This window comes from Streptomyces sp. NPDC006655 (genome assembly GCF_040703965.1).
Lineage (GTDB): Bacteria > Actinomycetota > Actinomycetes > Streptomycetales > Streptomycetaceae > Streptomyces.
On sequence record NZ_JBEYJU010000020.1, the window covers coordinates 36,011 to 59,742 of the forward strand.

The following is a 23,732-nucleotide window of genomic DNA, read 5'->3' on the forward strand; positions in this document are numbered from 1 at the left end:
GTACGGGCCCGTGCGGGCGGAACGGACGCACGAGGGAAGGTAAAAGGCGGGGCAAAAGGCAACCAGGATGTAACCAAGAAACCCCTGTTGCGCTACGCGCGTTGACTCTAGGCTGCGCCGACCGGGCCACTTCTCAGCAGACCCACAGGGGGGTTTCATGCCGGCCACTTCCCGCCCGCCCCGACGTCGTGCCTACGCCTTGCTCGCGTCCGCCGCCGGGCTCGCCACCGCCGCCGCGCTCGCGAGCGCGCTGCCCGCCGACGCGCACACCGGCAACCACGGGCACTCGCGGCCGGGCCGCTACCAGGACGTCCAGCTGCTCTCCTTCAACGACCTGCACGGCAACCTCGAACCGCCGGCGGGCTCCTCCGGCCGGGTCACCGAGACCGAGGCGGACGGGACGACGAAGACGATCGACGCGGGCGGTGTGGAGTACCTCGCCACGCATCTGCGCGAGGCGCGTCAGGGCCACCCGTACTCCGTCACGGCCGCCGGCGGCGACATGGTCGGCGCCTCCCCGCTGATCTCCGGGCTCTTCCACGACGAGCCCACCGTCGAGGCGTTGAACAAGCTCGACCTGGACGTGACGACGGTCGGCAACCACGAGTTCGACGAGGGCGCGAAGGAACTCGCCCGCCTCCAGAACGGCGGCTGCCACCCCACCGACGGCTGCTACACCGACCAGCGGTTCAAGGGCGCCGACTTCCCCTACCTCGCCGCCAACGTCCTCGACGAGAAGACGCGCAAGCCGATCCTCGAGCCGTACTGGGTCTGGCAGAAGAAGGACGTGAGGATCGGGTTCATCGGCGTCACCCTGGAGGGCACGCCGGGCATCGTCTCCGCCGACGGCGTCAAGGGCCTCGCCTTCAAGGACGAGGTCGAGACGATCAACAAGTACGCCAAGGTGCTCCAGCGCCAGGGCGTCCAGTCGATCGTGGCGCTGGTCCACGAGGGCGGTTTCCCGAGTTCGCCGTCGTACAACTACGACTGCGACGCCCCGGGTGCCGGTGACGGCATCTCCGGTCCGATCGTCGACATCGCGAAGAACGTGACCCCGGCGGTGGACGCCCTCGTCACCGGCCACACCCACAACGCGTACGTCTGCACGATCGACGACCCGGCCGGCCACCCCCGCATGGTCACCTCGGCCGCCTCCTTCGGCCGCCTGTACACCGACACCACCCTCACGTACGACCGGCGCACCGGCGACATCGCGCGTACGGCCGTGAAGTCCGCCAACCACGTGGTCACCAGGGACGTCGCCAAGGCGCCCGACATGACCCGGCTGATCGGCAAGTGGAACGCCCTCGCCGCCCCCATCGGCAACCGCCCGATCGGCTACGTCTCCGCCGACGTGGCCAACACCGGCACCGAGTCCCCGATGGGCGACCTCATCGCCGACGCCCAGTTCGCCTACGGCAAGGAACTGGACCCGGCGACCGACCTGGCGCTGATGAACCCGGGCGGGGTGCGCGCCGGCCTCACCTACGCGGCCAAGGCCGGTGAGGGCGACGGGGTCGTCACCTACGCGGAGGGCTTCACGGTGCAGCCGTTCGCCAACACCGTGAACCTGCAGAACTTCACCGGAGCCCAGCTGGTCCAGGTGCTCAAGGAGCAGGTGAGCGGCGGCAACGCGGCGACCCCGAAGATCCTCCAGCCGTCGCGGAACCTGACGTACACCCTGGACCTGACGAAGTCCGGCGCGGACCGCGTCGTCACCGACTCGATCCGCCTCGACGGCAAGGCGATCGACCCGGCCGCCACCTACCGCGTCGCCACCAACTCCTTCCTCGCGGGCGGCGGCGACGGCTTCACCACCCTCGGCCAGGGCACCGACGACCTGGTCGGCACGGACGACCTGTCCGCCCTCGCGCAGTACCTGACGGCCAACTCCTCGGCGACGAGCCCCCTCGCGCCGCCGGCCGCCGACCGCATCACGATCGTGCTGTAGGCACCCCGAGCAGACCGACCGAGGGCCCGGTACGCGCGCGTACCGGGCCCTTCCTGCTGGATAAAACCTATGTGAAGCGGCCTGCGGTTCCGGATTGCTCCTGAAAATTCAACTCAGTCGCAATTCATCGAGGTCTCATTGAAAATGGCTTTCTCGGGCCCCCGGGTCACGTAATGTCTTCCATATCGAAAGCGAACGGCGCGGACGACAGAACGAACGAATCGAAGGAGAAGAGCATGAGTTTCCACAAGATTGTCCCGGTCAAGAAGCACCACAAGCCCGCCCCGGCCCCGAAGAAGCCCGCGCCGAAGAAGCCGGCTCCGAAGCGCCGCCCCATCGGCGACGAGCGCTGACAAAGAATTCACAGAAGTAATTCAAATCAATTCACAGCAGATCGGTTCACAGCAGAGAGGTACCACCATGAGCTTCCGCAAGATCGCCCCGGTCAAGAAGCACCACAAGCCCGCCCCGGCCCCGAAGAAGCCCGCCCCGAAGAAGCCGGCTCCGAAGCGCCGTCCCGTGGACCACGGCTGAGGCAGCGCACCGCGAGGCGGGGTCACCGGTCAGGCCTGATCGCGACCGGTGGCCCCGCCTCGGCCGTGCGCACCTCCGTGCGAAGGGAGTTGCCGACCATGAGAGAGGCCCGTGCCGCCTTCCGCCGCTTCTGGCCGCTGACCCGCGGCGACCGCAAGTGGCTCTGGATGATCATCACGTGCGTGGTGGTGTCCGCGCTCGCCGAGACCGCCGCGATCCTGCTCTTCGCGGACCTCACCGACAACGCCCTCAAGGCCGGTTCGCTGTCCGCCTTCTGGGGCCCGGCCGTCGCCTGGCTGCTGGTCGCCGCGGTCGGCGCGTTCGTCGGCTACCTTGGCAACTCGCTGGCCACTTGGACCGCCGAGAGATTCGTGCTGCGCCTGCGCGCCAAGGTCTTCCGGCACGTCCAGGACCTCCCCCCGCACTTCTTCCAGCGGCACCGCCGGGGCGACCTCGTCGAACGCCTCACCGGTGACGTCGAGGCCATCGAGCAGATGGTCGTCTCCGGTGTCGTCGGCACCGTCGCCGCCGCGTTCTCCGCCGTCTTCTACGCGACCGCCGCCTGCTGGCTGCGCTGGGACCTGGCGCTGGCCACCTTCGTCCTCGCGCCCTTGTTCCTGTTCGCCGCCCGCCGCTTCTCCGGCCGGATCAGGACCGCCTCCCAGGACGAACGGGTCGCCGACGGCGCGATCACCTCCGTGGTCGAGGAGTCCCTCGGCAACGTCGTCCTCACCCAGGCCTACAACCGCCGCCGGGACGAGGAGAAGCGCCTCGACGTCGAGGCCCGCGCATGGCTGCGGGCGAGTGTGCGCGGGGCCCGGCTCAGTGAGATGTACGCCCAGTTCGTCGAGGTCGTGGAGACCCTCTGCGTGCTCGCCGTCATCGGCCTGGGCGTCTGGGAGATCTCCGCGGACCGCATGACCCTCGGTCAGCTCCTCGCCTTCGCCGCGTTCCTCGGCTACCTCTACCCGCCGGTCCGCAACCTCGGCCAGCTCGGCCTCACCCTCACCGCGGCCACCGCGGGCGCGGAGCGCATCGGCGAGATCCTGGACGCCGAGCCCGCCGTCACCGATCCCGCCGAACCCGTCGGCCCCTGGCCGGTCCACGGCTGGGTCAGCTTCCACGACGTCTCCTTCCGCTACCCGGGGTCCCCCCGCGCCTCCCTCCGGGACGTCGGCTTCACGGCCGGTCCCGGCGAACTGATCCTGGTCACCGGCAAGAGCGGCGCCGGCAAGTCCACCGTCGCCAAGCTCCTCACCCGCTTCTACGACCCCTCCGCCGGCGTGATCTGCCTGGACGGCGTCCCGCTCACCCACGTACCCCTGGAGTTCCTCCGCGAGAACGTCGCCCTGCTCCCGCAGCAGACGCTCATCCTCAACGGCACGGTCCGCGAGAACATCGCCTGCGGCCGCCCCGGCGCCACGGACACCGAGATCGAGCAGGCCGCACGAGACGCCGCAGCCCACGCCTTCATCACCGCACTCCCCGAGGGCTACGACACCCCCATCGCCCCCGGCACGGCGGCCCTCTCCGGCGGCCAGCTCCAGCGGATCGCCATCGCCCGCGCGATGCTCCGCGCCGCCCCGGTCCTCGTCCTCGACGAGCCGACGGCGGGCCTGGACGCGATCGCCGCCCGCCAGGTCGTCGCCCCGCTGCGCACCCTGATGGCGGGCCGTACGACCATCATGATCACGCACGACCTCACGCTCGCCCCCGACGCCGACCGCATCCTGGTCGTGGACCGGGGCCGCCTGGTGGAGGCGGGCACCCACGCCGAACTCCTCGCCCACGGCGGCGCCTACGCGGACCTCGCCCACCCCCTTCCGGAGACGATCGCGCCGGACCCGGCCCCCACCCTGGACGAGACGATGATCCTCAGGTGGTAGCTAGGGCTGCGGGGTGAGGGAACGCGGCGGGCGGACGCTCCAGTACCACTGGAGTACGGCGCCCAGGACGACGCCGACGGCCACCGGGACGCACACGATCAGCAGGAAGGGATGGTCCGAGCGCCCGGTGACGATCAGTGCGAAGCCGACCACCAGCATGAGGAACACCGACCCGATCGCCCCGTACGCCCCCCACAGCCACGCCCTGCGGCGCACGGCTCCCCGCCGGATCCGCTCCTCGACGTCCGGGCGCCGCTCCCAGGTGAAGCTGCGCAGCGGTGCGGCGGCCAGGCACAGCTCGGCGACCTCGGCGTAGGGGTCGTCCAGCTGCCAGTCGTTGAGCTGCCACAGCAGGAAGCGGCGGCCCCGGTAGTCGTACAGGTAGGTGAGCCACTGGGGCGCCGCCCGCCCGGAACCGCGCGGGGCCTGCTCGACCCGGATGTCGTATATCTCGGACCAGGCCCAGGTCCGCGCCCGCACCGGCCCCTGCGCGGTGATGCCGGCGGCCGTGACCCTGGTGTGCGCCCGGAACTGCTCCAGCGCGACCCGCGCGACCGCCAGGACCAGCAGCACCGCGAAGACCGGCGGCCCCCACCGGCCGCTGCCGTCCCCGCCCCCGTCGCCGGAGACCCGGCTGGTCTGGATGAGCGCGTTCACCACCAGCAGCCCCGGCAGGACGAGGTACGCCAGAGGCGGCTTCCGACGCCTCCGGTACTCCCGCTCGACTCCACCCTCGCACACGACCCGTGCCCTCCCCAGGCGCACCGAACAGGCACGCGACTGAGGAGAGAGTAAGCCCGCGAACCGTTCCGGCTTCGCTCGAACGGGTGATCTGGAGTCATTTCCCAGGTCACCGGGGCGGCCTTACCTACCGTGATCGCGTTGCTTGTGCCGCAGGCACGCCCAGCCCACACTTGAGGAGGAGGTGCCACCTTGACCGCTCTCGCACAGGCACCGAGGTCACCGTCCCCGACGGTCCCGCCAAGGGCTTCGTGATCGGGGAGGCGATCACGGGACCGAAGCGCGGGTGAATGCGCGTTTGTCACGAAGGTCAACGTCGAGGCGGTGTGAACACCGTCGGGTGGAGCTGCTTGATATTGAGCCGGATTCGCCGTGGCCAGATTATGGTGGTGGTATGGCAGACAACACGACCATCCAGGTGTCCCGACAGGCCCGAGACCACCTTGCCCAGGTCGCCAAGGAGCGGGGGCTCACACTGGGGCAGCTCGTCGAGGATCTTGCGGCACAGCAGCTTACGGCCGCGCAGATCGCCGAACGGGTGGCGGCCACCCGTCAGGTTCTGCGCGAGCGGATGGGCTGCACCCTCAGCGACGAGGAGTTCGACCAGGGGCCGGACGTGCTGGCCAACATCTATGCGATGGCCGCCGAGAAGATGCGCGCGCAGCGGGGCATGGCTGCGTGATCATCCTCGACACGACCGGTGTCCTCGCGATGACGCGAGGACACCGGGCCCTCCATCTTCTGGCCGACAACGTCGCCAACACGCCCGGAGACTGGCTGCATATCCCCGCGCTGTGCCTCATGCACGCCGAAGCCAAGGAGAAGGGGGCGGCCAGCGACGTTCTCCGTCTCGCAGGTGTCATGGTCGACCCGCTCAGTCAGGCAGCGGCTGCCACGGTCGGCGCGATGTACCGCGAGGGGTGGGGCGGCCCGGATGTCTGCCATGCCCTCTACGTCGCTGAACCGCACCGGGATACTGGCGGCATGTCGATCATCCTGACCGGCCAGGAGGACGACTACCCGCCCGGCATTCTCACGGTCGATATCGACTCCCCGGGAATGCTCGGCTTCCACTGAGCCTCCGGCGGTCCTCACCCGTCACGCTCCAACAGGCGCCCACCCCGGCGCATGCCGCAGTCCTTTGGAGTGGGGGGATCACTGTTCGTGTCCCGATCGTCACAGCCGGCCCATACGCTGCGGAAGGGGCTCGGCGTTGACGGCGGCTCCGGGCAACGGGGAGGGGTGGTGACGTGGGCGAACAGGTTGAGGCAGGGCCGGTCTCCGGGCGGGCCGTGCTGGGGCAGACCCTGCGGGTGCTGCGGGACAAGGCCGGCAAGTCGCTGGGGCAGTTGGCTGCCGAGACGGGGTACGACAAGAGCTACCTGAGCCGGCTGGAGTCCGGGGAGCGGCTGTCCAAGGTGACGGTCATGGAGGACCTGGACGGGTACTACGGCACCGGTGACCTGTTGGTCAGCCACTGGAGAGTGGCGCGGCTGGACGCGTTCAAGGACCAGTACAGGGAGTTCATGGGGCTGGAGGCGACGGCGCGGGTCATGTGGAAGTTCTCGCCAGGTATTCCCGGAGTGCTCCAGACCGAGGACTTCGCTCGTGAGGTGTTGTCCGGAGCGTTGGCAACGGCAGCCGGAGACGAGGCGGTCGAGGAGCAGGTGGCGGCCCGGCTCGGTCGGCAGTACCTGCTGAGGCAGAAGCCGCAGCCCGAAGCCCGCGTCATCGTGGACGAGTTCGCCTTCCGGCGCCCGGCCGCGGAAGGCCGGACCTGGCAGGACCAGCTGCGTCATCTTGAGGCCGCCGCGCTGTGGCCCAACGTGACGCTCCAGGTACTCCCCTTCTCAGCGGGCTCGCATCACCAGATGAGCGGGTCGCTGACGCTGCTCTGGCAGCGGGACGGAGGGGCAGTCGCCTACACGGAAGGCAACAGCAAGGGCTGGCTGTTCGAAGATCCGGACGACATCCTGCGGGAGCGACTGTCCCACGATCGGCTCCGCGACCTGGCACTGTCCCCGCCGGACTCGCTCGCGTTCATCAGGGGCGTACTGGAGGAGCACCAATCATGACCCGCACCCCCGACCTCAACACCGCCGTGTGGCGCAAGTCCAGCTACAGCGACGGGGGAGACAACAACTGCGTCGAGGTCGCCGACGGGTACCCCGGCATAGTCCCCGTCCGGGACAGCAAGGTTCCGGCTGCCCGGCCTCTCGTCTTCTCGGCTCCGTCCTGGTCCGCGTTCATGGACGAGGTCAAGGGGGAGGGCGGTCGGCGCACATTCGGCTGACATATGCCCGAAGTCCTGATGCTCGATGCACTGCCGCCCACACGCTGGACCCCCTATGGAGTCTCCGGCGGAGCCGTAGGCGCGCCCGGTAGCCGTACTGTCGCGACCGTGCCGCCGCCGTCGGCGCGGGCCAGGGTGACGTCGCCGCCGGCCTGTCGGACCGTGCGGGCGACGATGGAGAGGCCGAGGCCGGAGCCGGGGAGGGCGCGGGCCGACGGGGAGCGCCAGAAGCGGTCGAAGACGTGGGGGAGTTCGTCCTCCGGGATGCCGGGGCCGTGGTCGCGGACCGTGAGGACGCCCCGGTCCAGGGCCACGTCGATGGTGCCGCCCTCGGGGCTGAACTTCACCGCGTTGTCGAGGATGTTGACGATCGCCCGTTCCAGGGCGGAGGGTTCCGCGCGGACGAACCAGGGCTGCACGTCCGCCGTGATCGTCAGTTCCGGGCCGCGCAGGCGGGCGCGGCGCAGGGCCGCCTCGACCGTGTCCTGAAGGGCCACCACCTGGACGCGTTCACCGCGCTGCCCCTCCGAGCGGGACAGCTCCTGGAGGTCGCCGATCAGCGAGGCCAGCTCGGTCATCTGGGCCTTCACCGAGGCGAGCAGCGCCTTGCGGTCGGCGGGCGGGAGCGGGCGGCCGGTCTCCTCGCTGCGGGTGAGCAGTTCGATGTTCGTGCGGAGCGAGGTGAGGGGGGTGCGCAGTTCGTGGCCGGCGTCGGCGATGAGCTGCTGCTGGAGCTCGCGGGAGCTGGCCAGGGACGTGGTCATGCTGTTGAAGGAGCGGGAGAGCCGGGCGATCTCGTCGTCGGAGTCCTCCTCCACCGGGATGCGCACGCTCAGATCCTCGGTACGCGCCACGTGCTCGACGGCCTCGGTGAGCTTGTCGACGGGCCGAAGCCCGGCCCGGGCGACGGCGAGTCCCGCGGCTCCGGCGCCGATGACTCCGATACCGGAGACGAGGAGAAGGATCAGGGCGAGATCGCTCAGGGTGTTCTGGGTGTTCCGCAGGGGAAGGGCGGTGACGAGTCCGACATAGGAGCCGGTGTCGGTGGGGAAGACCTGGGTCATCACGCGTACCGCGTCGCCGTCCTTGTCGGTGCCGTTGCGGAAGTAGAGCGTGTTGGTGTCCCCGTTTTTGATGACGTTCAGGTCGTCATGGGTGACCTTGACCTCGTCCGTGGAGCCGGGCATCAGGCAGATCTGGCCGCTCACCGTGACGGCTTGTCCGTAGTTGCTCCGGTAGTTGGTGTTCCCCTGGGGAGCCTCGGAACAGTCGGCGAGAGCAGCACTGATGGCCGCGTACACCGGCCCGTGCTGCTGCTTCTCCAAATCGTTCCTGAGCTGGTCGTACAGCTTCCCCTGGACGATGAACCAGCACGTCACCGAGACCGCCGCCACCGCGAACGCCACCGCTGCCGCGACCAGCATCGACAGGCGGGCGCGGATCGGGAGCGCGCGGAAGCGGCGGGCCAGGGTGTTCACTCGGCGCCGCCCTGGCGCAGGACGTACCCGACGCCGCGCACGGTGTGGACGAGGCGGGGTTCGCCGCCCGCCTCGGTCTTGCGGCGGAGGTACATGACGTACACGTCGAGGGAGTTGGAGGAGGGCTCGAAGTCGAAGCCCCAGACGGCCTTCAGGATCTGCTCGCGGGTGAGGACCTGGCGCGGGTGTGCCATGAACATCTCCAGGAGGGTGAACTCGGTGCGGGTGAGTTCCACCTGGCGGCCGGCCCGGGTCACCTCCCGCGTCGCGAGGTCCATCCGCAGGTCGCCGAAGGTGAGCGCCTCGTCCTCCTGGGCCGCCTCGGACACGGAGGCCGCGTAGGAGCTGCGGCGCAGCAGCGCTCGGATGCGGGCGAAGAGCTCGTCCAGTTCGAAGGGCTTGACCAGGTAGTCGTCGGCCCCCGCGTCCAGCCCGGTGACCCGGTCGCCGACCGTGTCGCGGGCCGTCAGCATCAGGATCGGGGTCGTGTCGCCCGCTCCGCGGATCCGGCGGGCCGCGGTCATGCCGTCCATCCGCGGCATCTGGATGTCGAGGACGATCAGGTCCGGCTTGTAGGCGGTGGCCTTCTCCAGGGCGTCCGCGCCGTCGACCGCGACCTCGGTCTCGTACCCCTCGAAGGCGAGGCTGCGCTGGAGCGCTTCCCGTACGGCCGGCTCGTCGTCGACGATCAGGATGCGCTGGGGGTCACGGTCGCCTTCGGCGGGGCTCATCGCTCGCGTTTCCTCGGGGTGTGATGGGTCGGGATGCGGTGGTTCGCGGTGGGACGCCTCTCAGCCTCGCATGTTTCCGGGCTGTCGAGTGCGTGCGGCGGCTCAGCCGCGGACCAGGGTCATGCGGCTCAGCGGCACCTTGCGCTGGTGCGGCCGGGCGGCGGAGGTGCGCAGCCCCATCAGCTGCGGGGCCGTTACCAGTTCCGGGGCGCGGGGGGCCGGGGTCGCCTCGGCCGGGGCGTGGAGTTCGTACGCCACCGCGAGGGCCAGTCCTAGGTCGGCGGGGGCGGTGCCGGTCACCTGGTGCGAAACCTGCTTGATCATGACGTACTCCCTACTCCGTGACTTGGTGACTCCGTGCTCGTGCCGGTGGCTCAGCTGGTGGATCCGGACCGCAGCTTGGCCAGGTCGGCCTTCACGGTGTTGATCGGGATGGCGAAGCCGAGGCCGACGCTGCCCGTGTCCGAGGAGGACGAGGAGGAGCTCGAACTGGCCGAGTACATAGCCGAGTTGATGCCGATGATGTTGCCGCCGGCGTCGATGAGGGCGCCGCCGGAGTTGCCGGGGTTCAACGAGGCGTCCGTCTGGATGGCCTTGTAGGTCGTGGTGGACGAACCGGTGTCGCCGTTGAACTGGCGGCCGCCGAACGAGAACGGCCACTGGCCGTCGCCGAAGCCCTGGCTCTGCTGGTCCTGCCCCTCGTCGGTGGAGACGGTGACGTCCCGGTTGAGCGCGGAGACGATACCGCTGGTGACGGTGCCGCTGAGGCCCTCGGGGGAGCCGATCGCCACGACCGTGTCGCCGACCTGGACGCCGTCGGAGTTGCCGAGGGTGGCTACCTTGAGACCGGAGGCGCCCTGGAGCTTGATGAGCGCGAGGTCCTTGGCGCTGTCGGTGCCGACCACCTTGGCGGTGTACGACCTGCCGGTGCTGGTCGTCACCTTTATGGACTGGGCGCCGGAGATCACGTGGTTGTTGGTGACGATCTGGCCGTCACTGGTGACGATCACGCCGGAACCGGTGGAGGTGCCGTTGCTGAGGGTCGCGGTGATCTCCACGACGCTCGGGCTGACGGCGGCGGCGATCGCGGCGACGTTGCCCTTCTTGCTGGAGGGGACCACGTTGGTGGTGGTGCTGCTGGAGACGACCTCGTTCTTGCCGGTCAGCTCCTGGAAGCCGTACGCCGTGGCGCCGCCGACGGCCGCGGCGACGATCGCGACCGCCGCGAGCAGGGCCATCGGGCCGCGTGCCCGCTTCTTCTTGCCGTGGACCGAGTGCTCGGCGCCGTCGGGCTGCGCCGCCTGCCCCGGCTGGTGCGAGGGCGGGGGCGGCCACTCCGGGTTGACGGAGGCAGGAGCGGAAGCGTGCTGCTGCTGGGGGTACGCGCCCTGGTAGGCGTCACCCTGGGGACCCTGCGGGATCTCGTACTCGCCGCTGCGGCGGAAGCTCTCGGTCATGACTAGAAGCTTGTCCCGCGACCATGAGAGCTTCCTGAGTGCCCGCTGAGAACGCCGCGAGAACCTCGTTTGCCCGATATAAGGAACCTTCTCGCTGGTCGAGGGGGGTTCTCATGGGCCGTTCATGAAGGTGCTCCGATGGGTGCGGCCCGGTGGGGGTCGCTCGCGCAGTTCCTCCCCCAGCCTTCGGTCGGGGGTACCCCCAGCGCCCCTAAAGGGGCGCTCACGCCGACGCCCTGCTTTTAGGGGCGCGGGGCTGTATCGATTTGCGGCTCCGCCGCGTGGGCGCGACCAGCCCCCACGCACCCGCGGCCGCATTACTACGCGCACCCGCAGGACCCACGCACCACCAGCCTCGAAGGGAACGTCTTCAGGCGCTCCCTCCGCGACCCCGCCACCCGCAACCCGTCGTCCAGCACCAGGTCCACCGCGGCACGCGCCATCGCCGGCCGGTCCGAGGCGATCGTGGTCAGCGGCGGGTCCGCCAGCCCCGCCTCCTTGATGTCGTCGAAGCCGGCCACCGCCAGCTCCCCGGGCACGTCGATCCGCAGTTCCCGCGCCGCCCGCAGCACGCCGAGCGCCTGGTCGTCGGTGGAGCAGAAGATCGCCGGCGGCCGCTCGGGCCCGGCCAGGACGTCCAGCGCCACCCGGTACGCGTCGTACCGGTTGTACGGCGCCTCGAACAGCCGCCCCTCCGTGGCCAGCCCCGCCTCCGCCATCGCCCGCTTCCAGCCCTCGACGTGGTCGGAGACCGGGTCGCCGACGGCCGGGGTGTCGGCCGTACCGCCCATGCAGGCCACGTACTCGTAGCCGTGCTCCAGCAGGTGCCGCACCGCGAGCTGGGCGCCGCCGAGGTCGTCCGTCACCACGGCCACGTCGTCGATCGCCTCCGGGCGCTCGTGCAGCAGCACCACCCGGGCGTCCCAGGCGTCGATCTCGGCGGCGGCCAGGTCGTTGAGGGCGTGGGAGACGAGGATGAGGCCGGAGACCCGCATGCCGAGGAACGCGCGCAGATAGTGGACCTCGCGCTCGGCGACGTAGTCGGTGTTGCCGACCAGCACCATCTTTCCGCGCTCGGACGCGGCCTGCTCCACCGCGTGCGCCATCTCGCCGAAGAACGGCTGGCGGGCGTCCGGGATGATCAGGCCTATGAGGTCGGTGCGCCGCGAGGCCATCGCCTGGGCGACCCGGTCGGGCCGGTACCCCAGTTCCTTGATCGCGGCGAGGACACGCTCGCGCGTGGCCGGGGCGACCGGCCGGGGTCCGTTGTTGATGACATAGCTGACCACGGCGGTCGAAGTCCCCGCCAGCCGCGCCACATCATCCCGAGTCACCTTGGCCACGCGCGGAGTCTACGCGGATGGACCGGCCCTGGGCAGGGCGTATCGGTGCTTCGCTTGCGGGAGCAATGCCCGTCCGGGCGACGGCACGCCTCGCCCGGACGGCGACTACGCCTCCGCGGGCACCTCGACCGCGCCCAGGTCCGCCGATGCGTCCGCATCCGCCGCCTTTGCGTGGCCGGCCCGCGCCTCCCGCGCCTTGGCCTCGTCAGCGCTCCGCTCACCCTTCTCAGGCGTAACGAATCGATAACCGACGTTCCGTACGGTGCCGATCAGGGACTCGTGCTCGACGCCGAGTTTGGCGCGCAGCCGTCGTACGTGCACGTCGACGGTCCGGGTGCCGCCGAAGTAGTCGTACCCCCAGACCTCCTGGAGCAGCTGTGCGCGGGTGAACACCCGGCCGGGGTGCTGGGCCAGGTACTTGAGCAGCTCGAACTCCTTGAAGGTGAGGTCGAGGACCCGGCCCTTGAGCTTCGCGCTGTAGGTCGCCTCGTCGACCGAGAGGTCGCCGTTGCGGATCTCCATGGGGGAGTCGTCGGCGACGATCTGCTGACGGCCCATGGCGAGCCGCAGCCGCGCCTCGACCTCGGCGGGGCCCGCGGTGTCGAGGAGCACGTCGTCGATGCCCCAGTCGGCGGTGACGGCGGCGAGGCCGCCCTCGGTGACGACCAGGACCAGTGGACAGCCGGGGCCGGTGGACCGCAGCAGCTGGCAGAGGCTGCGCACCTGCGGGAGGTCGCGGCGGCCGTCGATCAGGATGACGTCAGCGCCCGGCGTGTCGACGAGGGCGGGGCCTTCGGCCGGGGCGACCCGCACGTTGTGCAGGAGCAGGCCGAGGGCCGGCAGCACCTCCGTCGACGGCTGGAGGGCGTTGGTCAGGAGCAGCAGAGAACTCATTTGTCTGGTTCCTCCTCGGTCCCTGCGAGGACTGTGTGCAATGACACTGCGCTGCGCTCCCGAGCCTCCGTACGTCCGCGGTCACCTGGAGTTTCCCGCTTCGTATACAGCGCTTCCGAAAGCACAAAAGGACCCGGTGGCGGCGTCGCCCGAGTCCTCTGCCAGCAGAATAGCCCACATGAGCAACGGTCCGGCAGGTCATGTGGGCAGTTCCGCCGTTCGTCCGAACTGCGAGACGAGCAGAAGCACCCCTATCCGGACGTTTCTGCACACCGCCGACGGGATTGCGATCGATTCCGTATACGATCCCGCCTCCTTCGTATACGACGGCTCCCGGACACCCTCCCGTGACCTGGTGTTCGTCATGGCCCACGGTTTCACGGGAGACGTGGACCGGCCACACGTACGACGGGTGGTGGCCGCGCTCGCCGCTCACGGCCCCGTGGTCAGCTTCTCCTTCCGGGGGCACGGCCGCTCCGCGGGCCGCACCACCGTCGGCGACCGCGAGGTCCTCGACCTGGACGCGGCGGTGGCCTGGGCGCGCGGCTTCGGGCACGCGCGCGTGGTGACCGTCGGCTTCTCCATGGGCGGTTCGGTGGTGCTGCGGCACGCGGCGCTGTACGGCGGGGTGGACGCGGTGGTCTCGGTGTCGTCGCCGGCCCGCTGGTACTACCGGGGCACCGCCCCCATGCGCCGCCTGCACTGGCTGGTCACCCGCCCCGAGGGCCGCCTCGTCGGCCGCTACGGCTTCCGCACCCGCATCCACCACCGCGACTGGGACCCGGTGCCGCTGTCTCCGGTGGAGGCGGTGCCGAAGATCGCCCCCACTCCGTTGCTGGTCGTGCACGGCGACAGCGACGGGTACTTCCCGGTCGACCACCCGCAGATGCTGGCCGCGGCCGCGGACGGCGCCGCCGACCTGTGGCTGGAGCCCGGCATGGGCCACGCCGAACACGCCGCCGACGACCGCCTGCTGGCCAGGATCGGCGACTGGGCGGTCGCGCGGGCGGGCTAGCCTGACCCTGTACACAGCCGAACCGGGTACACAGCCGAATCCGAAGGAATCCGATGCCCAAGGTCACGGTGCGCTACTGGGCCGCCGCGAAGGCCGCCGCAGGTGTCGCCGAGGAGCCGTACGACGCGGACACCCTCGCCGCGGCCCTGGACGCGGTGCGCACGCGACACCCCGGGGAGCTCGCGCGGGTCCTGCGACGGTGCTCCTTCCTCGTCGACGGTGACCCCGTGGGCAAGCGCGGGCATGAGACGGTACGGCTGGCCGAGGGCGGCACGGTCGAGGTGCTCCCGCCGTTCGCAGGAGGGTGAGCGAGAGCGATGAGCAACCAGCCGTACGAGGGCTACGACCCGTACCAGCAGCCCCAGCAGCAGCCTGGGCCCCAGCAGTGGGGGTACGACGAGCAGCAGTACGCCACGCAGCAGTGGCAGGGGCAGACCTGGGAGACCCAGACGCACGCCCCGGTGCCGCCGGCCGCGGAGACGGCGTACCTTCAGCCGCAGTCGTACGAACGGCCGTACGCCCCGGAACAGCCGCAGCCTCAGCAGCCGCAGCACGCCTACGCCGCTGCCCAGGCGCCCGCCTCCGCCCCCGCGCCCGCCGGATCCGACCAGGGGTACGGTCCCGCGACCGTCGCCGGCAACGCGCGGATCACCGACGCGCAGCGGGCCCGGCTGGAGGGGCGCTCGCCGATCATCGAGCCGGGGATGCAGCCGGCGCTGCTCACCGCCCTGCTCGGCCTGCTGCTGGCGGTGACGGCGCAGGTCTCCACGTACGCGCTGGTCGTCCCCCTGGTGGCCCTTCAGGCGGTGACGGCCGCGGGCTGGTTCCGGCTCAACGGCATGTGGCCCGCCCGGCAGGGCATCGCGCTGGCCTTCCTCGGCGGGGTGACGGCGGACGTGGCGGTGCTCGTCGCGGGCCGCGACCAGGCGCCGACGGCGATCCTGGGACCCCTGGGCGTGTGGGTCCTGCTCACCCTGGTCCTCCAGCTCCGCTCGCACGCGGACCCCGACACCCGTATGTACGGCCTGATGGCCACCGTCGCCTCGTCCGCGCTGGCGATCATCGCGACCGGGTACCTCGGCGCGGACACCGACGCGGTGACGGTGGGCGCGGCGGCGGTGGCCGTCGCGGTCCTCGCGAGAGCGCTGCCGCTGCCCACCCCGGCGTCGGTGGTGGTCGCGCTGCTGGCGGCGACCGGGGCGGGGATCGCCGTGGGCGGGATGACGGGCGTGGGGACGCACGGGGCGCTGATCGGGGTGGCGGCCGGGGTGTGCGCGCTCATCGGCCACCGGGTGGCGAGCTACGACTATCCGTCGAGGTTCGTCCACTTCACAGCGGGCGTGGCCCTGCCCCTGGCAGCGGCAGCTCCGGTGATCTGGATCCTGCACTGACATCGGCGGTGGTACACCGGCTGCGGGCCGGTGGGGCCCGGTCGCGCAGTTCCTCCCCCAGCCTTCGGCCGGGGGGACCCCCAGCGCCCCTGAAGGGGCGCCCACGCTGACGCCCTGCTTTTAGGGGCGTGGGGAACTGCGCGAGCAACCCCCACATACCCGCAGTCGACATGGAACCTCAGCCCCCCACTGTCACAGCTGTTCGACAATCCCCCGTCCCCCCGTTCCCGCAGGCTTAGCGTGGGCAGCCGGAAGGAAACCGTCGGATCCGTCGACCCTGGGGACCCCACCACATGCGCGCCCTGCGAATACTCCTGACCGTCGTCGTGGTCATCGGCATCCTCTTCGTGATCGTCGACCGCGTCGCCGTCCACTTCGCCGAAGGCGAGGCCGCCGGCAAGCTGAAGACGACGGAGAACCTCGCGAGCGACCCCGACGTCTCCATCAAGGGCTTCCCCTTCCTCACCCAGGTGGCGAGCGGCACCCTGGACGACGTGCAGGTGGGCATCAAGGACTACGACGCCACCACCGGCACCGCCGGCAAGACCATCCGCATCGAGGACCTGAACGCCGACATGAAGGACGTCACCTTCACCGGCGACTACAGCTCCGCCACCGCCCGCACCGCCACCGGCAGCGCGCTGATCTCGTACAGCGAGCTGCTGAAGAACGTGGACACGCACCCCACCGACCTGGGCCTCGGTTTCACCGGCCGGGTCGTCGGTCTCGGTGACGGCGGCAACGGAAAGATCAAGGTCACCCTCGACCTCACCGTCCCCGGCATCAACGCCCACCAGAAGGTCCCCGTCCTCAGCACGGTCACCGTCAAGGACAACTCCGTACAGGTGCACGCCGACAACCTCCCGAAGCTCGCCGGGATCACCCTCGTGGAGAACCGGTTCCGGCAGGCCTCCGACTTCCAGCAGGCGATCGACCAGCTCCCCGGCGGCGTCCGGCTGGACAAGGTGGAGGCCGTGCCGGACGGTGTGAAGATCGCGGTGCAGGGTTCGAACGTCCGGCTGGCCGGGTAGTAAGCGCCACGGCGGTACCCCCGGCCGACGGGCCACCGTGTCCATCAGGCGAGACGGTCCCGTCCGTACCGCAGATGCGGTGCCGGACGCGGACGTCCGTCCACCCCGCCACGGCCATCCGGACCACCCCGGCGTTCCGCAATTCGGACGATCGTGTCTCACCATGCGACATGCCGGTGACATGCCCGGTTATCCGTCCCTACGATCGAGCCTTATGAAGCGACAGGCGGACCTCACGAAGCGGCGGGCAGTCGACCTGTGCCGCGTTGCCGCCATGCTCTGTCGCACTTTCTGAGCGGAAGCACCGGCTTCCGCATCCCCGCCCTGCCCACGCTCAGGGCATCCGTGCGCCCCGCCGCGCACCACCCGCACTCGCACGCCCCGCCGCAACTGCCCCGGAGGAGAGAAGAGCATGAGCCGCAGCGACGTCCTGGTCGACGCCGACTGGGTCCAGGACAACCTGGACAACCCCGAGATCGCGATCGTGGAGGTGGACGAGGACACCACCGCCTACGAGAAGAACCACATCAGGAACGCGATCCGCATCGACTGGACCAAGGACCTTCAGGACCCGGTCCGCCGCGACTTCATCGACCAGGAGGGCTTCGAGAAGCTCCTGTCGGCGAAGGGCATCGCCAACGACACGCTGGTGATCCTGTACGGCGGCAACAACAACTGGTTCGCGTCCTACGCCTACTGGTACTTCAAGCTGTACGGCCACGAGAACGTCAAGCTCCTCGACGGCGGCCGCAAGAAGTGGGAGCTGGACGCCCGCGAGCTGGTCGAGGAGGTCCCGGAGCGCACCGAGACCACCTACAAGGCCAAGCCGCAGAACACCGCGATCCGCGCCTTCCGCGACGACGTCGTGGCGGCCATCGGCTCGCAGAACCTGGTCGACGTGCGGTCCCCCGACGAGTTCTCCGGCAAGCTGCTCGCCCCGGCCCACCTGCCGCAGGAGCAGTCGCAGCGTCCGGGCCACGTCCCGACCGCCCGCAACATCCCGTGGTCGAAGAACGCCAACGACGACGGCACCTTCAAGTCGGACGACGAGCTCAAGGAGCTCTACGCCGAGGAGCAGGTGGACCTCGCGAAGGACACCATCGCCTACTGCCGCATCGGTGAGCGCTCGGCCCTGACCTGGTTCGTCCTGCACGAGCTGCTCGGTGTCGAGAACGTCAAGAACTACGACGGCTCCTGGACCGAGTACGGCAGCCTCGTCGGCGTCCCGATCGAGCTCGGCGCCAACAAGTAGGCCCCGCAGTTCCCCGCAAGCCCCTCAGACCTCAGACTCAGACCGACCTTTCAGGACCTCGACAGGAGTAACGCATGTGTGGAGCGAAGGCCGGCGGCCCGGACCCCTCGACGATCAAGCCCGGTGAGACCACGATCCAGGGTCAGGTGACCCGCGACGGCGAGCCGGTGGTGGGCTACGTCCGCCTCCTGGACTCGACCGGTGAGTTCACCGCGGAGGTCCCGACCTCCGCCACCGGACAGTTCCGCTTCTACGCGGCGGAGGGCACCTGGACCGTCCGCGCCCTCGTCCCCGGCGCTACCGCCGACCGCACGGTCGTCGCCCAGCAGGGCGGCCTCGCCGAGGTCGCGATCGCGGTCTGAGAGCAGCACCACGGCCAGGGGCCGTGTCGCCGGGGCGCGTCCGACCCGGGGACACGGCCCCTGCGCCGTGTCGGGACACCGGACCTACTCTGGAGTCATGCTCGCTCGTCGGCGTCGTACCTACTTCGTCATGATGGGGATCTGTATCGGGCTCTTCGTCCTGGCGTGGGGAGTCGTGCGCATCTGGTCGGTTCCGGCCGCGGTGGGGATGTGCCTGGTGGCCATGGTCATCCCGCCGGTCGCCGCGATGGTCGCGAACCGTCGCGGCCCCGACGACCGCTGGTGGGACGACCCCTCCGGGGATCCCCAGTCCGACGAGTGGTGGGACGAACTGGACGGCAAGAAGCGCCCCCGCCCCTGACGCGCCGCCGCTCCTGACGCGCGCCCGCCCCTGACGCGCGCCCGCTCCTGACGCGCCCCCGCCCTAGCGGAACGCTGCCACGTTGCGTCGGGCCCACTCGGTGAAGGGCCTGGGCGGGCGGCCCAGCACCGCCGCCACGTCCGGGCTGAGCCGGAGCTCGGCCTCGGTGGGCTCGCCGAGCACGGACAGCGTCGTCTCCACCACCGGCTCCGGCATGAACGCGGCCAGCCGCGCCCGCGCCGCCGCCCGGCTCAGCTCGACGAACCGCACCGGTTCCCCGAGGGCCGCCCCGATCGCCGCCGCCTGCTGCCGGGGCGTGACGACCGCGGGACCGTTCAGCTCGTAGACCCGGCCCGTGTGCTCGTCCTTGCGCAGGGCCACGGCGGCCACCTCCCCGACGTCCGCCGGATCGACGACGGGCAGCCCGACGTCCCCGAACGGCGCCGCCACGGTCCGCTCGGCGCGTACCGACTCCGCCCAGGCGTAGGCGTTGGAGGCGAAGCCGCCGGGGCGCAGGATCGTCCAGCCCAGGTCCGAGGCGCGCACCGCCTCCTCTACCGCCCGCATCACCCCGCCGTGCGAGGGCGAATCCGGCCTCGTCACCACGCCCTGCGAGGAGAGCAGCACCACCCGCCGCACCCCGGCCTCCCGGGCCCGGTCCAGCACGGCCCGCGCGTCGAGCCCGTGGCCGCCCGTCCCGCCGTCGTGCAGGAACAGCGCCTCGGCTCCCTCGAAGGCGGCCCGCAGGGAATCGGGCTCGCCCAGGTCGCCCCGCAGGTGCCCGACCCCGTCCGGCAGCTCCACCGGGGCCGTGCCCCGCGACACCGCCGTCACCCGCTCCCCGGCCTCCGCCAGGGCCCGCACCAGCGACCGCCCGACGTTCCCGGTCGCACCCGTCACCACGATCATGCTCAACTCCCGTTTTTCTCCGGTGTCTTCAGCGATGACGGGGACGCTAACAGCGTCGATGTAGTAGGTACCTAGAAGAAAGTGACTACCTCAGAGGGGGGTACCGGCCGATGGAGACCGACCCGGAGCTGGCGTGCCCGATCTCCCCGGTCGTGGACATCGTGTTCAGCCGCTGGACCACACCGATCCTCTGGTCGCTGCACGCGTTCGGCCGCCAGCGGTTCGTGGAGCTGGAACGGCGTATCAAGGGCATCACCCCGAAGGTGCTCACCCAGCGCCTGCGCCAGCTGGAGCGGGACGGCATGGTCGTGCGCACCTACCACCCCGAGGTGCCGCCCCGCGTCGAGTACGAGATCAGCGAACTCGGCGCCAGCCTCGCCCCGCTCTTCGCCCACCTCGCCGACTGGGCCGGCACCCACCTCGACCACGTCGACCAGGCCCGGCAGCGCTACGACGACGCGGGCGGCCCCCGCTCCTAGCCCCCGGCGCGCCCCTAGTAGACGAGCGCCTGCGTGCCCTCGGCCATCGCCTCCTGCACGAACACCTGCGCGCCCGCGATCCGCACGCCCTCGATCACGTCCTTCTCCGTGATGTCCCGGCGGGCCGCGCACTGTGTGCACAGCGTGAGCGTGCCGCCCGCCAGGATCGAGTCGAGCAGGTCCGGCAGCGGCGCGGCGTGCGGCAGTTCGAACTCGGCCGCCCGCCCCGGCAGCGTGAACCACGCGGACTCCCCGGTCAGCCACATCGACACCTCGACGCCGCTGGCCACGGCCACCGCCGCCACCGTGAACGCCTGCGAACACCGTTCCGGGGCGTCCGCCCCGGCCGTCACCTTGATCAGGAGCTTCTTGGTCATGCCAGCAGCGTAATCGCGGGCGGGGAACGGGGGGTTTACCCCATCGTGGGCGGCGACGCGGCTGCGTAGAGTCCCCCGCATGCGTCTCTCACCGAACCGCGTCCTGACGTCGGCGGCTCTGACCGCTCTCACCCTCGGCGGGCTCTCCGCCTGCTCGGTCGTGGACCAGAAGACCTTCGAGGACGACGCCAAGGTGCCCCAGAAGATCACCTCGATCCGTCTCGACAGCGGCAACGGCGGGGTGCGGGTGGAGGCCTCGGCGGGCGTCTCGACGGCCACCGTCCACCGCAAGGTCGACTACCGCGGTGACAAGCCGACCGGCACCTCGTTCGGCGTCCACGACGGCGTCCTGACGCTCTCCGGGTGCGGCCGGCACTGCGGCGTCGACTACGTCGTCAAGGTGCCCGCCGGTCTCCCGGTCACGGGAGGCACCTCCAACGGCGACGTCGCACTGACCGGCGTCGGCCCGGTCGACGTGCACACCGACAACGGCGAGATCGCCGTAAACGGGGCGAAGGGGCCGGTGAAGCTGCGCACGTCCAACGGCGACGTCCAGGTCAGGGGCGCCAGTGGAGGCGACGTCGACACCGAGACGACGAACGGCGAGGTGACGATCCGGACGGCCGCCCCGCAGAACATCACGGCCCGTACGACCAGCGGCAGCGTCACGGTCACCGCCCCGCCCGCCGACTACCGGATCTCGGCGAGCGACTCCCACGGCGACCAGAAGGTGGGCTTCAGGAACGACCCGTCGGGCCGCTACCGCCTGGACCTGTCGACGACCAACGGCGACCTGACCGTGGAGCCCGCGCACTGACGTCCACGGCACGCCTCACGGCCGGTGCTCCGCGCGCTGGTGCTGGCGCAGCAGCACGTTCGCGTCGACGGCCGCGCTGTGGTCGTACGCGGCGAGCGCGGCCTCCCGCCGGTCGCCCAGCTCCGCGCACGCGGCGCAGCCGGGCACCGGCCGGGGTGGCCGGCTGAGGTCCTCCGGGTCCGGTGGTACGGACCGGGTGCGGTCGTTCGCCGCGCGTACACCGGCGCTGATCCGCTCTCTGTCGGTGGCGGGCCGCAGCGTCGCGGGATCCGCCTCCCACTCCCTGCCGCCACCGACGGGCCGCAGCATCGCGTACGGCCCCGAGCGGTCCCGGTACTCGCCGACCTGGTCGGTGGCGGTGTCGTAGAACAGGGTTCCGGGCTCCATGGCATTTGCTCCTTTCGTCCAACATCTATACGAAATGCGAGAGTTGGACTACTCTGCGTGTCGAGGCTGCTACGAGCATGGCCCGGGAGCGGGGTAGGCACGCCGATAAGGTGCGGTTCTTCCCCGTCTGGCGGCGCTCATTCCACAAATTCCACGGGGCGCGGGAGGGGTGTGCGATGCCGCAGAGGCGGGTGGTGACGGGCCGAAGCCAGGAGCCCCGGCAACGGTTCGCGGAGGAACTGCGGCTGCTGAGGGCGGAACGGGGGGTGAGCCTGCGGGAGCTGGCGGAGGAGTTGGGCTGGGACGCGTCCAACTTCGGGAAGATGGAGAGCGGGCGGAGTCTGGGGAGCCCGGAGGTGGTGGAGGCGCTGGACCAGTTCTACGGGACGCCGGGGTTGTTGCTGGCGTTGTGGGAGCTGGCGGTGGGGGATCCGTCGCAGTTCAAGGAGCAGTACCGGCGGTACATGGTGTTGGAGGCGGAGGCGACCAGCCTGTGGCACTACGCCGTGAGCCGTCCGCCGGGGATGCTTCAGACTCCGGCGTATGTGCGTGAGGTGCTCGCGGCCGGTGGCCTGAAGGACGAGGAGCTTGAGCAACAGGTCGTCGCGCGCATCGGACGGCAGGCGGTGCTGGAGGGCGACGACGCCCCGCCGTTTCGCGTCATTCTCTCGGAGGCGGTGCTGCGCAACTCGCTGCGGGATCCGGGGGAATGGCGCGAACAGCTGGAGTACCTGTTGGCAGCTGGAGATCGCCCCAACATCACGCTGCACGTGCTGCCGTTCGGTACCGGCCTGCACGGTCTGGCGAGCACCGACGTGATGTTCCTGCGGCTGCTGGACGGCCGCGCCGTTGCCTACGCGGAGAACGACGTACGGGGCGAATTGGTCGAAGAAACAAGCAGGGTTGAGCACCTGCACCGCACTTATGATGCCGTACGTGACCTGGCGCTGAGCCCCGCTGAGTCGCGGACGTTCATCTTGCGGATGCTGGAGGAAGTGCCGTGCGAGCCATCGACTTGACCAACGTGACCTGGCGTAAGAGCAGCTACAGCAACTCGGACGGCGGCCAGTGCCTCGAAGTCGCTGTCGGCCTCCCTGCCCACATCCCCGTCCGGGACAGCAAAGCCCCCTCCTACGGGACCCTTCTCTTCGAAGCCTCCGCCTGGGCCGCCTTCGTGGACGGCGTCAAGCGGGCCCGGTAGGCCGCCGCCGCCACCTGCGTGAACGACCGCAGCAGCGGATTCCCGTCGCCCTCGCGCCACGCGACCACCACCCGGCTGGGCGCCATGTCGCTCACCGGCACCACCACGAGCCCGTCGCCGGGGCCGTGGTCGGCCAGGGTCATGCCGACCGTGCCGTTCCACAGCACCGCTTGCCTGCACTCCTGCACGGCTCGTACCACCGGCCCCTCCCGGACCGTCCCGCCGTTCCAGTACGACTGCCAGCGCCGGTCCGTGCCGTCCGGGAACCGGAACCACCGCCGGCCGGCCAGGTCGGCGAGGAGCAGGCTCTCCCGGTGGGCCGCCGGGTCGTCGGCGCGCAGCAGCGCACCCACCGGGTCGGCCCGCAACTCCCGTACCGCCAGCCCCGTTTCGTCGAAGGGTGCCCGGGTCAGGGCGATGTCCACGGCGCCCGCGTGCAGCCCGCAGGTGGGATCCGTGAGGTCGGTCTCGCGGATGCGGATCTCGACGCCCGGGTGACGGGCGCGGAAGGCGCGGGCCAGCCGGGCCACGCCCGGGTCCGTGCTGTCGCCGAGCAGCCCGACCGTGAGGACGGCGGTCCCGGCCGCCGCGGCGACGCGGGCCCGCAGCGTCTCGGCCCGGTCCAGCAGGGCTCGCGCCTCGGTGAGGAGGACCGCTCCGACGGGGGTGAGGGCGACACCGGCCGACGAGCGTTCGAGGAGCACGGCCCCGGTCTCCGCCTCCAGCGCCCTGATCGCACGGCTCAGCGGGGGCTGGCTCATGTGGAGCCGTGCGGCGGCCCGGCCGAAGTGGAGTTCCTCGGCGACGGCCACGAAATAGCGCAGCGTCCGTAGCTCCATGCA

General features: G+C 70.7%; 28 protein-coding genes. 17 read left to right on the forward strand and 11 right to left on the reverse strand.

What is annotated here, in order from left to right:
* The first annotated feature begins 157 nt into the window (after nucleotides 1-157).
* Both AB0958_RS14355 and AB0958_RS14360 read left to right on the forward strand, forming a co-directional pair.
* Nucleotides 158-1,951, forward strand: a complete 1,794-nt coding sequence (locus AB0958_RS14355) for a bifunctional metallophosphatase/5'-nucleotidase (protein WP_366890714.1) — start codon at nucleotides 158-160, stop codon at nucleotides 1,949-1,951.
* Between the two features lie 632 nt (nucleotides 1,952-2,583).
* The gene (locus tag AB0958_RS14360; RefSeq protein WP_366890715.1) at nucleotides 2,584-4,371 is read left to right on the forward strand and encodes an ABC transporter ATP-binding protein; all 1,788 of its coding nucleotides are present in this window, start codon (nucleotides 2,584-2,586) and stop codon (nucleotides 4,369-4,371) included.
* On the opposite strand, the gene AB0958_RS14365 is transcribed toward AB0958_RS14360, so the two are convergent.
* Complete coding sequence (locus AB0958_RS14365; RefSeq protein ID WP_366890717.1) at nucleotides 4,372-5,112, reverse strand: PH domain-containing protein; 741 nt, start codon at nucleotides 5,110-5,112, stop codon at nucleotides 4,372-4,374.
* A 394-nt stretch (nucleotides 5,113-5,506) separates the two neighbouring features.
* Here AB0958_RS14365 and AB0958_RS14370 point away from each other — a divergent pair, with 394 nt between their 5' ends.
* The 4 genes from AB0958_RS14370 (at nucleotide 5,507) to AB0958_RS14385 (ending at nucleotide 7,405) form a co-directional block, all read left to right on the forward strand.
* Nucleotides 5,507-5,794 (forward strand): hypothetical protein, encoded by a 288-nt coding sequence (locus AB0958_RS14370; RefSeq protein WP_366890718.1) that lies wholly within the window; start codon nucleotides 5,507-5,509, stop codon nucleotides 5,792-5,794.
* Entirely contained in the window at nucleotides 5,791-6,189 is a 399-nt protein-coding gene (locus AB0958_RS14375; RefSeq protein WP_366890719.1) for a hypothetical protein, read from the forward strand. The genes AB0958_RS14370 and AB0958_RS14375 overlap by 4 nt, the downstream gene beginning before the upstream one ends.
* A gap of 173 nt (nucleotides 6,190-6,362) precedes the next feature.
* The gene (locus AB0958_RS14380) at nucleotides 6,363-7,187 is read left to right on the forward strand and encodes a helix-turn-helix transcriptional regulator (protein ID WP_366890720.1); all 825 of its coding nucleotides are present in this window, start codon (nucleotides 6,363-6,365) and stop codon (nucleotides 7,185-7,187) included.
* Complete coding sequence (locus AB0958_RS14385; RefSeq protein ID WP_366890721.1) at nucleotides 7,184-7,405, forward strand: DUF397 domain-containing protein; 222 nt, start codon at nucleotides 7,184-7,186, stop codon at nucleotides 7,403-7,405. Before AB0958_RS14380 ends, AB0958_RS14385 begins: the two co-directional genes overlap by 4 nt.
* 53 nt (nucleotides 7,406-7,458) lie before the next feature.
* Here AB0958_RS14385 and AB0958_RS14390 read toward each other — a convergent pair whose 3' ends face one another.
* The 6 genes from AB0958_RS14390 to AB0958_RS14415 all read right to left on the reverse strand — a co-directional run bounded on the left by AB0958_RS14390 (nucleotide 7,459) and on the right by AB0958_RS14415 (nucleotide 13,308).
* Entirely contained in the window at nucleotides 7,459-8,883 is a 1,425-nt protein-coding gene (locus AB0958_RS14390) for a HAMP domain-containing sensor histidine kinase (protein ID WP_366890722.1), read from the reverse strand.
* Nucleotides 8,880-9,614, reverse strand: a complete 735-nt coding sequence (locus tag AB0958_RS14395) for a response regulator transcription factor (RefSeq protein WP_132892101.1) — start codon at nucleotides 9,612-9,614, stop codon at nucleotides 8,880-8,882. Before AB0958_RS14395 ends, AB0958_RS14390 begins: the two co-directional genes overlap by 4 nt.
* 102 nt (nucleotides 9,615-9,716) lie before the next feature.
* Entirely contained in the window at nucleotides 9,717-9,938 is a 222-nt protein-coding gene (locus tag AB0958_RS14400) for a hypothetical protein (RefSeq protein WP_366890723.1), read from the reverse strand.
* A gap of 50 nt (nucleotides 9,939-9,988) precedes the next feature.
* A complete protein-coding gene (locus AB0958_RS14405) occupies nucleotides 9,989-11,071 on the reverse strand; it encodes a trypsin-like peptidase domain-containing protein (protein ID WP_366890724.1) in 1,083 nt (360 codons plus the stop codon).
* 320 nt (nucleotides 11,072-11,391) lie between these two features.
* A complete protein-coding gene (locus AB0958_RS14410; RefSeq protein ID WP_360561346.1) occupies nucleotides 11,392-12,414 on the reverse strand; it encodes a LacI family DNA-binding transcriptional regulator in 1,023 nt (340 codons plus the stop codon).
* Between the two features lie 105 nt (nucleotides 12,415-12,519).
* The gene (locus tag AB0958_RS14415; protein ID WP_366890725.1) at nucleotides 12,520-13,308 is read right to left on the reverse strand and encodes a response regulator transcription factor; all 789 of its coding nucleotides are present in this window, start codon (nucleotides 13,306-13,308) and stop codon (nucleotides 12,520-12,522) included.
* Nucleotides 13,309-13,486: 178 nt separating this feature from the next.
* Here AB0958_RS14415 and AB0958_RS14420 point away from each other — a divergent pair, with 178 nt between their 5' ends.
* From AB0958_RS14420 to AB0958_RS14450, 7 genes are all read left to right on the forward strand, one after another.
* Nucleotides 13,487-14,323 carry an alpha/beta fold hydrolase gene (locus AB0958_RS14420; RefSeq protein WP_366890726.1) on the forward strand — a complete coding sequence of 279 codons (837 nt, stop codon included), beginning with the start codon at nucleotides 13,487-13,489 and terminating at the stop codon, nucleotides 14,321-14,323.
* A gap of 53 nt (nucleotides 14,324-14,376) precedes the next feature.
* The gene (locus AB0958_RS14425; RefSeq protein ID WP_366890727.1) at nucleotides 14,377-14,631 is read left to right on the forward strand and encodes a MoaD/ThiS family protein; all 255 of its coding nucleotides are present in this window, start codon (nucleotides 14,377-14,379) and stop codon (nucleotides 14,629-14,631) included.
* 9 nt (nucleotides 14,632-14,640) lie between these two features.
* Complete coding sequence (locus AB0958_RS14430; protein ID WP_366890728.1) at nucleotides 14,641-15,714, forward strand: hypothetical protein; 1,074 nt, start codon at nucleotides 14,641-14,643, stop codon at nucleotides 15,712-15,714.
* A gap of 293 nt (nucleotides 15,715-16,007) precedes the next feature.
* On the forward strand, nucleotides 16,008-16,745 hold the full coding sequence (locus tag AB0958_RS14435) for a DUF2993 domain-containing protein (protein ID WP_366890729.1): 738 nt from the start codon (nucleotides 16,008-16,010) through the stop codon (nucleotides 16,743-16,745).
* A 412-nt stretch (nucleotides 16,746-17,157) separates the two neighbouring features.
* Complete coding sequence (locus tag AB0958_RS14440) at nucleotides 17,158-17,997, forward strand: sulfurtransferase (protein WP_366890730.1); 840 nt, start codon at nucleotides 17,158-17,160, stop codon at nucleotides 17,995-17,997.
* Nucleotides 17,998-18,071: 74 nt separating this feature from the next.
* Nucleotides 18,072-18,359, forward strand: a complete 288-nt coding sequence (locus AB0958_RS14445; RefSeq protein ID WP_150956794.1) for a DUF1416 domain-containing protein — start codon at nucleotides 18,072-18,074, stop codon at nucleotides 18,357-18,359.
* Between the two features lie 97 nt (nucleotides 18,360-18,456).
* On the forward strand, nucleotides 18,457-18,720 hold the full coding sequence (locus AB0958_RS14450; protein WP_132892091.1) for a DUF3099 domain-containing protein: 264 nt from the start codon (nucleotides 18,457-18,459) through the stop codon (nucleotides 18,718-18,720).
* 63 nt (nucleotides 18,721-18,783) lie between these two features.
* Here the strand turns inward: AB0958_RS14450 and AB0958_RS14455 are convergent, their stop codons facing one another.
* Nucleotides 18,784-19,629: an NAD(P)H-binding protein gene (locus AB0958_RS14455; protein ID WP_366890731.1), complete on the reverse strand. Its 846-nt coding sequence runs from the start codon at nucleotides 19,627-19,629 to the stop codon at nucleotides 18,784-18,786.
* 110 nt (nucleotides 19,630-19,739) lie between these two features.
* On the opposite strand from AB0958_RS14455, the gene AB0958_RS14460 reads away from it, so the two are divergent.
* Nucleotides 19,740-20,108, forward strand: a complete 369-nt coding sequence (locus tag AB0958_RS14460) for a helix-turn-helix domain-containing protein (protein WP_366890732.1) — start codon at nucleotides 19,740-19,742, stop codon at nucleotides 20,106-20,108.
* A 14-nt stretch (nucleotides 20,109-20,122) separates the two neighbouring features.
* Here AB0958_RS14460 and AB0958_RS14465 read toward each other — a convergent pair whose 3' ends face one another.
* Entirely contained in the window at nucleotides 20,123-20,485 is a 363-nt protein-coding gene (locus tag AB0958_RS14465) for a DsrE family protein (RefSeq protein ID WP_366890733.1), read from the reverse strand.
* 79 nt (nucleotides 20,486-20,564) lie between these two features.
* Between AB0958_RS14465 and AB0958_RS14470 the strand changes: the two genes are divergently transcribed.
* Nucleotides 20,565-21,302, forward strand: coding sequence for a DUF4097 family beta strand repeat-containing protein (locus AB0958_RS14470; RefSeq protein WP_366890734.1), 738 nt, complete (start codon nucleotides 20,565-20,567; stop codon nucleotides 21,300-21,302).
* A gap of 15 nt (nucleotides 21,303-21,317) precedes the next feature.
* Here AB0958_RS14470 and AB0958_RS14475 read toward each other — a convergent pair whose 3' ends face one another.
* Entirely contained in the window at nucleotides 21,318-21,689 is a 372-nt protein-coding gene (locus tag AB0958_RS14475) for a hypothetical protein (RefSeq protein ID WP_366890735.1), read from the reverse strand.
* A 176-nt stretch (nucleotides 21,690-21,865) separates the two neighbouring features.
* Between AB0958_RS14475 and AB0958_RS14480 the strand changes: the two genes are divergently transcribed.
* Both AB0958_RS14480 and AB0958_RS14485 read left to right on the forward strand, forming a co-directional pair.
* Entirely contained in the window at nucleotides 21,866-22,708 is an 843-nt protein-coding gene (locus AB0958_RS14480) for a helix-turn-helix transcriptional regulator (RefSeq protein WP_366890736.1), read from the forward strand.
* Nucleotides 22,709-22,713: 5 nt separating this feature from the next.
* Nucleotides 22,714-22,890, forward strand: a complete 177-nt coding sequence (locus AB0958_RS14485) for a DUF397 domain-containing protein (protein ID WP_366890784.1) — start codon at nucleotides 22,714-22,716, stop codon at nucleotides 22,888-22,890.
* On the opposite strand, the gene AB0958_RS14490 is transcribed toward AB0958_RS14485, so the two are convergent.
* Nucleotides 22,821-23,729 carry a LysR substrate-binding domain-containing protein gene (locus tag AB0958_RS14490; protein WP_366890737.1) on the reverse strand — a complete coding sequence of 303 codons (909 nt, stop codon included), beginning with the start codon at nucleotides 23,727-23,729 and terminating at the stop codon, nucleotides 22,821-22,823. The two genes, AB0958_RS14485 and AB0958_RS14490, sit on opposite strands and share 70 nt — an antisense overlap.
* Between the last annotated feature and the right edge of the window lie 3 nt (nucleotides 23,730-23,732).